12 protein-coding genes and 1 riboswitch are annotated in these 8,874 nt (G+C 53.3%); of the genes, 4 read left to right on the top strand and 8 right to left on the bottom strand.

The genetic code is table 11. The features are described from left to right. Positions 1-11: 11 nt before the first annotated feature. The 5 genes from VMN77_12175 to VMN77_12195 all read right to left on the bottom strand — a co-directional run bounded on the left by VMN77_12175 (position 12) and on the right by VMN77_12195 (position 3,540). On the bottom strand, positions 12-809 hold the full coding sequence (locus VMN77_12175; protein HTN44543.1) for a class I SAM-dependent methyltransferase: 798 nt from the start codon (positions 807-809) through the stop codon (positions 12-14). A 63-nt stretch (positions 810-872) separates the two neighbouring features. Then, positions 873-1,538 carry an MBL fold metallo-hydrolase gene (locus tag VMN77_12180; GenBank protein ID HTN44544.1) on the bottom strand — a complete coding sequence of 222 codons (666 nt, stop codon included), beginning with the start codon at positions 1,536-1,538 and terminating at the stop codon, positions 873-875. A gap of 5 nt (positions 1,539-1,543) precedes the next feature. Beyond that, positions 1,544-1,858 (bottom strand): antibiotic biosynthesis monooxygenase, encoded by a 315-nt coding sequence (locus VMN77_12185; GenBank protein HTN44545.1) that lies wholly within the window; start codon positions 1,856-1,858, stop codon positions 1,544-1,546. Positions 1,859-2,014: 156 nt separating this feature from the next. Next, entirely contained in the window at positions 2,015-3,043 is a 1,029-nt protein-coding gene (locus VMN77_12190) for a TIGR00730 family Rossman fold protein (protein HTN44546.1), read from the bottom strand. Between the two features lie 2 nt (positions 3,044-3,045). Next, positions 3,046-3,540 (bottom strand): acyl-CoA thioesterase, encoded by a 495-nt coding sequence (locus VMN77_12195; GenBank protein ID HTN44547.1) that lies wholly within the window; start codon positions 3,538-3,540, stop codon positions 3,046-3,048. A 174-nt stretch (positions 3,541-3,714) separates the two neighbouring features. Continuing rightward, a riboswitch (cyclic di-GMP riboswitch) is annotated at positions 3,715-3,805 on the top strand. 25 nt (positions 3,806-3,830) lie between these two features. Between VMN77_12195 and VMN77_12200 the strand changes: the two genes are divergently transcribed. From VMN77_12200 to nadA, 3 genes are all read left to right on the top strand, one after another. Further along, positions 3,831-4,592, top strand: coding sequence for a sigma 54-interacting transcriptional regulator (locus VMN77_12200; protein ID HTN44548.1), 762 nt, complete (start codon positions 3,831-3,833; stop codon positions 4,590-4,592). Between the two features lie 179 nt (positions 4,593-4,771). After that, positions 4,772-5,236: a hypothetical protein gene (locus VMN77_12205; protein ID HTN44549.1), complete on the top strand. Its 465-nt coding sequence runs from the start codon at positions 4,772-4,774 to the stop codon at positions 5,234-5,236. Positions 5,237-5,356: 120 nt separating this feature from the next. After that, the gene (nadA, locus tag VMN77_12210; GenBank protein HTN44550.1) at positions 5,357-6,466 is read left to right on the top strand and encodes a quinolinate synthase NadA; all 1,110 of its coding nucleotides are present in this window, start codon (positions 5,357-5,359) and stop codon (positions 6,464-6,466) included. Between the two features lie 13 nt (positions 6,467-6,479). On the opposite strand, the gene VMN77_12215 is transcribed toward nadA, so the two are convergent. Beyond that, the gene (locus tag VMN77_12215; protein ID HTN44551.1) at positions 6,480-6,665 is read right to left on the bottom strand and encodes a hypothetical protein; all 186 of its coding nucleotides are present in this window, start codon (positions 6,663-6,665) and stop codon (positions 6,480-6,482) included. Between VMN77_12215 and VMN77_12220 the strand changes: the two genes are divergently transcribed. Beyond that, the gene (locus VMN77_12220) at positions 6,657-7,730 is read left to right on the top strand and encodes a hypothetical protein (protein ID HTN44552.1); all 1,074 of its coding nucleotides are present in this window, start codon (positions 6,657-6,659) and stop codon (positions 7,728-7,730) included. The genes VMN77_12215 and VMN77_12220 overlap by 9 nt on opposite strands. A 16-nt stretch (positions 7,731-7,746) precedes the next feature. Here the strand turns inward: VMN77_12220 and msrA are convergent, their stop codons facing one another. Together msrA and VMN77_12230 are read right to left on the bottom strand one after the other, a co-directional pair. After that, a complete protein-coding gene (gene msrA, locus VMN77_12225) occupies positions 7,747-8,307 on the bottom strand; it encodes a peptide-methionine (S)-S-oxide reductase MsrA (GenBank protein HTN44553.1) in 561 nt (186 codons plus the stop codon). Positions 8,308-8,362: 55 nt separating this feature from the next. Beyond that, positions 8,363-8,803 (bottom strand): thioesterase family protein, encoded by a 441-nt coding sequence (locus VMN77_12230; GenBank protein ID HTN44554.1) that lies wholly within the window; start codon positions 8,801-8,803, stop codon positions 8,363-8,365. Between the last annotated feature and the right edge of the window lie 71 nt (positions 8,804-8,874).

An 8,874-nucleotide genomic window follows, 5' to 3' on the forward strand; every position in this document is an offset into this window, starting at 1 on the left:
TGTCGGTTGATCTATCTCCTCCGGGCGATCACCATGATATTAAACCCGAGACGATTAAATGGGAATATCCCGGAGACCGCCAGGTCAATCGTACCAAGCCATATCGCCAGTCGCCCCCAAATCGTCCGGTGGTCCTGTTCCAGTACGTAGCGGTCCGGAATGAAAGAGGCCAGGATATTATGGCCGTGATACCCGGTGATCTTAAAACCATGCGGTTTCAGGAGAGCCGCCAGTTCACGATGGGTAAAGGCCTTAAACCGCATGCCCTCCCATTCCCGGGTATCGTGACCCCGGCCCCGACTTCGGATCGCATCCCAAAGCTCACGGGGTTTATAAAGAAGCCCGGCATTCCATTTATTATCCACTTCGAAGGAGATCAAGGCGTCGGTGATTGAGACGCGGCTGATCTCGGACAGGGCTTGATCATATCCATCCGTGATATGGCTCAGGACGTCACCGTAGGAAATGACGCAATCGAAGTACTGGTCGGGAAAGGGCAGTTTTCGCGCATCTTCCTTCACGAAACGAACGTGGGGAAAGTCGCGGCAGCGCTCTCTTGCAACGGACAAGAGGTCTTCGGCGATGTCGACCCCGATAACCTCATCGCCGTGACGGGCCAGTCGAACCGTCTGGGCCGCGTTCCCGCACCCGAGGTCTAAAATTTTTTTGTACCGTCTTCCATCCAGGATCTGATGCAGGAGCTTGTCATAGAGGCGATAGGCGTTTATAAAGAAGGGTTGACGTTCGATGATTCGGTCATAATCCTCGGTGAGACGCTTATAGGCCAACGCCACTTCGTGATTCGGCAAGGTCGACTCCGTTGACGGCTGCTTATTATACGGCAAATAAAAATGCCCTGACAAGCGATTTGATCAGCGTCCCATCGTCCGTCGAAGGAATTCCTCAAGGGAAGCGCTGGTTAGAAATGGGTTTTGGCGTTTTTCGTCGCCGAGGGTCGAGACCGGCACCGGAGCATAATGATGCCCGGGATAAACCTTGATGTGGTCCTCCAACCGTTTAAGGGTACCCGTCAGGCTTTGAAACATCTCTTCCGGGCTTCCTCCCGGCAGATCGCATCGTCCGCAGCCGTTGATGAAGAGCGTATCCCCGGTGATCAATCGCCCCTCCACATAGAAACACTGTGAACCCGGGGTGTGACCGGGAGTATGGATGAACGTGACGTTCAAATCGCCCACCTTGACCGCATCCCCGCTCTCGATTTTCTTGATATTGCCCCCGCCATACCGAAGCGCCGCCGCCTCTTTCTTATGGACGAAGACGCGGGCATCCGTCTGCTTTAGAAGCTCTTCCACGCCGTTGATATGGTCAAAATGAGTATGGGTCAGAAGGATCGTCTTGATCTGGAACCGATGATTCTTCGCGATCGTGAGGATGGCCTGCACATCCCACGCCGGATCCACCACCGCCGCTTCGCGGGTTTTCTCACAGCCGATCAAGTAAACAAAATTCTGCATCGGACCGAGTTCCACCTGATGCAGAAACAGGGCCGGCCCGTCTATATCGGATGTTTTCTTCATCCGGCTCACATCTCCCGCACGCGTTCCGATATCCCGATCACTTCATGAAGATCGAGCTGAATCGGTCCGGCCAGAAGATCGCGATTGGTCTTGCGCGCCTGACTTTTCTGATGGCCTTCGCTCTTCAACCAGGCTTCGTAGTCTTCGCGGCTTTCCCAATAACTCAACACAATGTAATAGTCGTTGTTGAGGGGCTTTAGAAATTCATTCCGAATAAAACCCGGCATCATATCGGCCAGCTTGGGTCTCCCGAGGAACTGTCTTTCAAATTCATGTTCACGGCCTTTGACGACCCGCATCCGGTTGGCAACTACGATCATTCGATACCCTTTTGCATCATGATGGCGGACTCTTTGTTCTTAGAGGCCCTCGTTCCCCCGATGCCCGTCAACGCCCCGCGCTCGGACCGACCAAGCCCGTTCCTCGGTTCCATCGGCCAAGCCGGATGCCCCCCCCCTCTCGTTCGCAAGGAATCTCTATTCCGAATTCAACATATCGATCAATTGCCGGAGCCGGCCGAAATTTTTCCGATTGAATCGCATCGTAAGTCGCGGCAATGGAATCAGGTCCGGTTCATCGGACTCCTCGGGAAATGCCGAGCCCCGTTCGATCCGTCCCTGAGCCAGGATGTCATTAAAACCGTCATTGAGCTTGTCCAACAGGCCGTCGGAAACCGGCCGCTGTAGACGGATGATGAATCGATCGCCGAGGTACCGTGAGGAATGGTAATTATGATAAAATCCGGTAACCTCCTTTACGGCGGCGTCCACATTGTCCGTGATCTTGAAGAAATGCATGTCTTCGGATGCGATCAATCCCCGTTTCAAGAGATTTTTTTCAAGGGTTCGGCGCCATTCCTGCCAGTAGGTTCCTCCCGGTTCATCGATCAACACCATCGGCATGATGTCGGTTTTTCCCGTCTGGACCAAGGTCAACGATTCGAACATCTCGTCCAGGGTTCCAAATCCGCCCGGGAAGAGGGCAATGGCGTCCGTTTCCTTGACAAAAATCAGCTTTCGAGTGAAGAAATATTTAAAGGTGACCAGTTTCGGATCGTTCTCGATATAGACGTTGGGCGATTGCTCGAACGGCAGTTGAATATTAACGCCAAAACTCATCTTCCGGCCGGCCCCTTCTTGCGCCCCTTTCATAATCCCGTCCCCCGCGCCGGTAATGACCATGTAACCGTGGCGAACGATTTTTTTGGCAAAACTGGCGGCCTGATGGTAACCCGGGTCCGTCTCGGCCGTACGAGCCGAACCGAATACGGTGACCTTGCGGATATGGCGGTAGCCGGAGAAGAGTTTAAAGGCAAACCGCAACTCTCTTAATGCGGCGTTAAGGATCTTGACGTCCACGCGGGCGGCCGGATCTTCCACCAACTTCAAGGCCGTCACGATAATCTCTTTGATCAGATCGGCATGGGGGGATCCCCCGCACATCTGAATTAGGTTCATGATGTGGTCGTCAAAATTTCCTTGTTCAAGACTATACCGCTTCCCCATTTTTACCTCGAACTTCCGGTTTGCCCCTGCTTCCGGTCCCGATAACGTTTTTCCGCATCCATGTATCGCCGTTTTTCATCCGGCGTCTCGGTATACAACGGTGGGACCGGCGTCGGCTTCCCCAAATCATCCAAGGCGACGTAGGTCAGGAGCGCACTGCTGGTGTGATGTCGTTTTCCAGTGATGGGATCCTCGGCATACACTTCGACCCCCACTTCCATCGAGGTGTGACCCACATAATTCAAGGCCGCCTTCAGGATGGCGATCTGTCCAAGACGTATGGGGGAGTGGAATTCGAGCCTTTCCATCGAGGCCGTTACCACCGGCCGTTTGCTGTGTCGGACAGCCACCACGGCCGCGATCATATCAATCCAGTGCATCACCCTTCCTCCAAGAACGTTCCCGAGTGGATTAGTGTCATTAGGAAGGATGACTTGGACCGCCTCGGCGGCGGAGTCCGACACGGAACTTCCCTTGAAGTCCTTCATAATTTGCATCCTATCATAAATCTTGAACGGGAACAAGGATCCTAAAGCAAATTGTTAAATAATCCCTTGATGAATCGGATCATTTAAAGATTGTGGGTACCTTACTTCCCTCGAAGTCTGAAACTTGACAAGCGGCCCATCTCTGCTATTGTTTAATTTAAGCGCACGACAATTAAATAACACCACCGATAAGAGCACACCATCCGTGAGGATGGGCCGCAAAGCAAGGGATCCTGGCCCTATAGAGGGAGATCAGGATCGCCGAGCTGCCGAAGTGGTGAGGATGGCCTTTTTCGCCCATGCTCTTATCATTCGACAAGAGATGGGTTTTTTTTTGGAAAGAATATTCAACCAACCCACCCGGGATTTTACTCCGGGGGCAACAAAAGGAGGGCAGACGAAATGACAAAATCAGCTTTGAGGCCGCTGGTGAAGGAACTTTATTTTTGGATGAGATTGGCGAACTGCCGCACTCGTTTCAACCCCATTTATTGAGGGTTCTCCAGAATGGTGAATTCAGGCGGGTCGGCAGTCATCGGATCATCACCGCACGATGCAGGATTATCGCGGCCACAAACCGAAACCTTGAACAGGAGGTGATGAATGGACGGTTCCGGGAGGATCTATTTTTCAGGATTGCACCCTTGGTCATCAAGGTCCCGCCTCTGCGCGATCGAAAGGAGGACATTCCACTGCTCTATCGGGTCATTCTGGATAAATTCGTACATAGGACCGGGAAGAAGGTTTACGGGATCTCAAGACCGGCCCAAAGTATCTTGATGTCGTACGACTGGCCGGGCAATGTCAGAGAGCTCGAAAATATCCTGGAGCAGGCCGCGATGTTAACGACCGAAACCTTCATCCGCAGCGAAGATCTGCCGAAGCGCCCCAACGCCCCGCGCGGGGAAGTGCCCTTGCCGATGTCTCTCGCGGACGTCGAAAAAAAGCATATCGGGACCGTGCTCCTTCAATTCGCCGGAAATAGAACAAAAGCCTCGGAGGCATTAGGGATTAGCCGGCGCGCACTCATCAGGAAAATCGAAAAATTCGGTATTAGATAATCACCGTTTCCGCACACCCCAGCCAAGATCGCACATCGGTTTCGACCTAAAATTGTGCCAAATCCGCACACCTCGTGTATCCCCCCGGATGTCCCATATTTACAGCTGCATTATCAATATGTTATATTATGCCCCTCTAGCATGCCTCTTGCTCTATATAGAGGCAGGAGGTGACGAAGATGAGAAAGATCCTGGTAACCGGAACGATCTTGATGGCGACGGTTCTTCTGGTCGGAATTCAAGAGTCAGCGGCGGGGAATAAAGGGACCTTGCTCGTTTCGGCCAATGTCCTTCCGAAACTCTCACAGACCACTTTACGCCAGCAAACAGACCTTTTAGTCACCCAACAGGATATTGCGAAAGGTTATGTTGATATACACGCAGGAACGATAATCCATATCTCGAGCAATAGTCAAAATGGATATTTTTTGAATTTTTATATCGACGGTCAATTCATCAAAGCAACCGATGTGAGAATCAACGGCCGGACCGTTTCGGTTCAAGCCGGCGCGGGATTAATCCCCCAGCCTTTTCCTGGAATTTCGGGAGAGACGGTCGAAATCACGTATCGGTTATTTTTGGCCCCCGAAACAACCCCGGGCTCCTACCGATGGCCGATTACGGTGGCCGCCTCTCTTATGTAATCCGCCGCAATGAATTTATACCCCTCCTGCAGCACCGGATACGAGCCCGGATAACCCCTTGCAATAGCGTATTGCACCCTATTATAATAAGAAACTAGTCGATCAAAAAAGGAAATACGAATGAACAATGCGCTTGGACTGAAAACCTTGGAATCCGGCATCGAGGAGTACTATCGGCTTTCGCCGGAGATTCTCGAAGAACGAATTTCGGAGGTGAAGGCACGTTTAGCCGATCGCCTGTTGATCCTTGGACATAACTATCAGCGGGACGAAGTATACAAATTTGCCGACTACACCGGGGATTCTTTGAGGCTTTCACAGTATGCCGCTCAACGCAAGGATCGTGAATATATTGTTTTCTGCGGCGTCAAATTCATGGCCGAGACCGCCGATATCCTGACAAGGCCCGAACAGAAGGTCATTCTCCCGGATCTTGCCGCCGGCTGCTCCATGGCCGATATGGCGGATATTGATTCGGTCGAGACCGCCTGGCAGGAGATTACCGCTCACATTCCGGAAACCACGATCACCCCGATTACGTATATTAACTCCGCGGCCGACCTCAAGGCCTTCTGCGGCGAACGGGGTGGGTTGGTCTGTACTTCGACCAACGCCGAAAAGATCATCCGGTGGGCCTTCGAGCGGCGCGAAAAGATCCTGTTTTTTCCCGATCAGCACCTGGGGCGAAATACCTGCAAGCGAATGGGCATCCCGTTGGATGAAATGATTCTCTGGGATCCGGCCCGCCCAAACGGGGGCAACAGTCCCGAGGCCATTCGGAGGGCGCGGGTCTTCCTCTGGCAGGGTTTCTGCAGCGTGCACCAGATGTTCCAGCCGCAACACGTGGACTTCTTCAGAAAACAATATCCGGGGATCAAGATCATCGTTCATCCCGAGTGCTCGATGGACGTCGTGGACCGTTCGGACCTCGTCGGCTCGACGGAACACATCATCCGGACCGTGACGGCCGCGCCGGCCGGGTCCCGATGGGCCGTCGGAACCGAGCTGAATCTCGTCAACCGGCTCAAGCGCGACAACCCGGATAAAGAGGTCCATTTTCTATCGCCGATGGTCTGCATGTGCTCGACGATGTTCCGGATCGATGCCCCGCATCTCCTCTGGTCGCTGGATCGGCTTGAGGCGGGCTCGATCGTCAATCAGATCATCGTTCCGGATGCGGATCACCGCTGGGCCAAAGTGGCCCTCGAGCGGATGCTTCAGCTCGCATAGGCCGGATGCTCGATTAAGCATAGACCATATATTCGGTCTCGGAGGCGCGGTTCGTATTGATCCGGAGCGTCGTTTGTTCTTCCATCGATTCCTCATCCTCGGCGCTGTATTGACCCTCCTTCTTCTGGCCGACCTCCGTCCCGCACAGGCCAATCCCGGTTTTGCCCGCCGATTCGGTTTCAGTTGCGTAATGTGTCATTCGGCATTTCCCAAGCTGAACAGCTTCGGTGAGGCCTTTGCCCGGAACGGTTATCAACTCCCGGGACAGAATATTCAAAGCATCCTGGAAGGATACGGCGACCCCAAACTGTATCTGGAAAAAAACCTGAGTCTCGGTTTTCGGATCGACAGCGCCCTTCAGTACACCAGTCATACCGATACCCGGACGGACTTCCAAGTCCCTCTGCTGGCGAAAATTTTCGCTTCCGGCTATTTAAAACAGGATGTAACCTTTTATTTTGATTTCTTATTTAATGAGGGAGGCGAAGTCACCGGAATCGAGGACGCCTTCTTTTATTTTAACAACATGATCCCAAATCAGGATCTCGACCTGACGTTGGGACAATTCCAAGTCGTGGATGTCGTCTATCCCCGCGAACAGCGGCTCACCTATCAGGATATCGTCGCTTACGATACCGAGGTCAGCAAAAGTGAATTCAGTCTCACGTATCACCGAGGGGCTCAGCTCACCTTCGGAAGGAATCCGTTCGATCTCACAGCCGGAATCGTAAACGGAAACGGCATCGGACCGGAAACCTCCCAGGAAACTTTTGACAATAACGCCTTTAAAGATCCCTACGGACGGATCGGGGTTGAGATTATGCCTGGAATCACGACCGGATGGTATGCCTTCTACGGGTTGGACCGGGAACTGACCACAAAGATCGACAACCGTTTCTATCGTGAGGGACCGGACCTGCGCATCCAGGTCATTCCCAAGGTCGACATCCGGTCCCAGTGGCTGTTCGGCCGGGATGACAATCCGGATTTCACGACCCCGGGTAGGCCCGTGACGGTCAATAGCGGATTCGCCGAAGCGACCTATCTTTACAGTTGGGACTGGGTCGGGGTATTACTGTATAACTGGTACGATGCGGGAGGAAACAACAGCCTGGATCAGAACCTGTTGACGGTCAATCTTACCCACTACGTGGAACGGAACTTCAAAATTTTCTGGGAGTACACCCAGGATCTTCAGACAATTACCTCCAGCCATTCGAATAAAAACCTTTCCGCCGAACTCGGATTGGTGATCGGGTTCTGACAGGAAGGGGCAGGTTTCAGACCTGCCCCTGCTTTTTCAAACGGTCCATGAACTGTTTTCGAAATTTTGCGACCTTGGGCGCGATCACCACTTGGCAATACATCTGCTCTGGATTATTCTTGTAGTAATCCTGGTGGTAATCCTCGGCTTTATAGAAGGTCCTAATTGGCTCGAGCTCGGTCACGATCGGCGCACCCCAGATTTCCGACGAATTAAGTTCCTTAATCACCCCCTCGGCCGTCGTTTTTTGTTCCGGAGTGTGGTAATAAACGGCGGAACGATATTGGGTGCCCGCATCGGCCCCCTGGCGATTTGGGGTCGTAGGATCGTGAATCGAGAAGAATACCTCAAGTATTTCTTTAAACGAAATGACCTTGGGATCGAACGTTACCTGGACCACCTCGGCATGGCCGGTGGTCCCCGAACAGACCTGACGGTAGGTCGGATCGGCCGCCGCCCCGCCGGAGTAACCGGACTCCACCTTCTCCACCCCCTTGAGATCCGCAAAGACCGCCTCAAGGCACCAGAAACAGCCGCCGCCGAGCGTTGCAACTTCCTTGTCCCTCGGTTTGCCCATTGAATTTTTATTTTCGTTGGTCATTGGAGATTCGTTCCGTGGATCGCCAGAAGGTTTATTTTTCTCGAAATCCCCAATGCTCAGGAACGAACGGAACGGTCATGGCGCGGCCGGCCTCAAAAACTTCCTCCGGAAACGGGCAGGACTTCCGTTTTTCGGTGTCCATGTGGACCGAGGTCACGATCATCATGGCCGACCGCTCCCCGGTTTCGTCGTTCCGCATCTCGTGAACATACCGGATCACCTTCTCCCGCATCTCGAGGACGGCGGAGCGGATCGAGACGACATCCCCCGCCCGCAGCTCCCGCTGATACGATATTCTTTGCTCCAGTCCGGCCATGCCCCGGTTCTGCTTCCGAAAGTAGGACGGGGTGAGTCCGACGTTGGAGAAGAGCTGCCACGTCGCATCGTCGAACTTCCCCACGAACCACATCACGTTCATGTGCCCGATGTGGTCGCAATGCCAGGGAAAAACGGTGCCCCGATAGGTCGGCATCCATCCGTCGTTTTCGTTTTCAACCTTCTTCATCGAATCCGAACTCCCCTTCCGCGTGTTCGATCCACGGA

The sequence above is a fragment of the Nitrospiria bacterium genome, assembly GCA_035498035.1.
Classification (GTDB): Bacteria; Nitrospirota; Nitrospiria; order JACQBZ01; family JACQBZ01; genus JACQBZ01.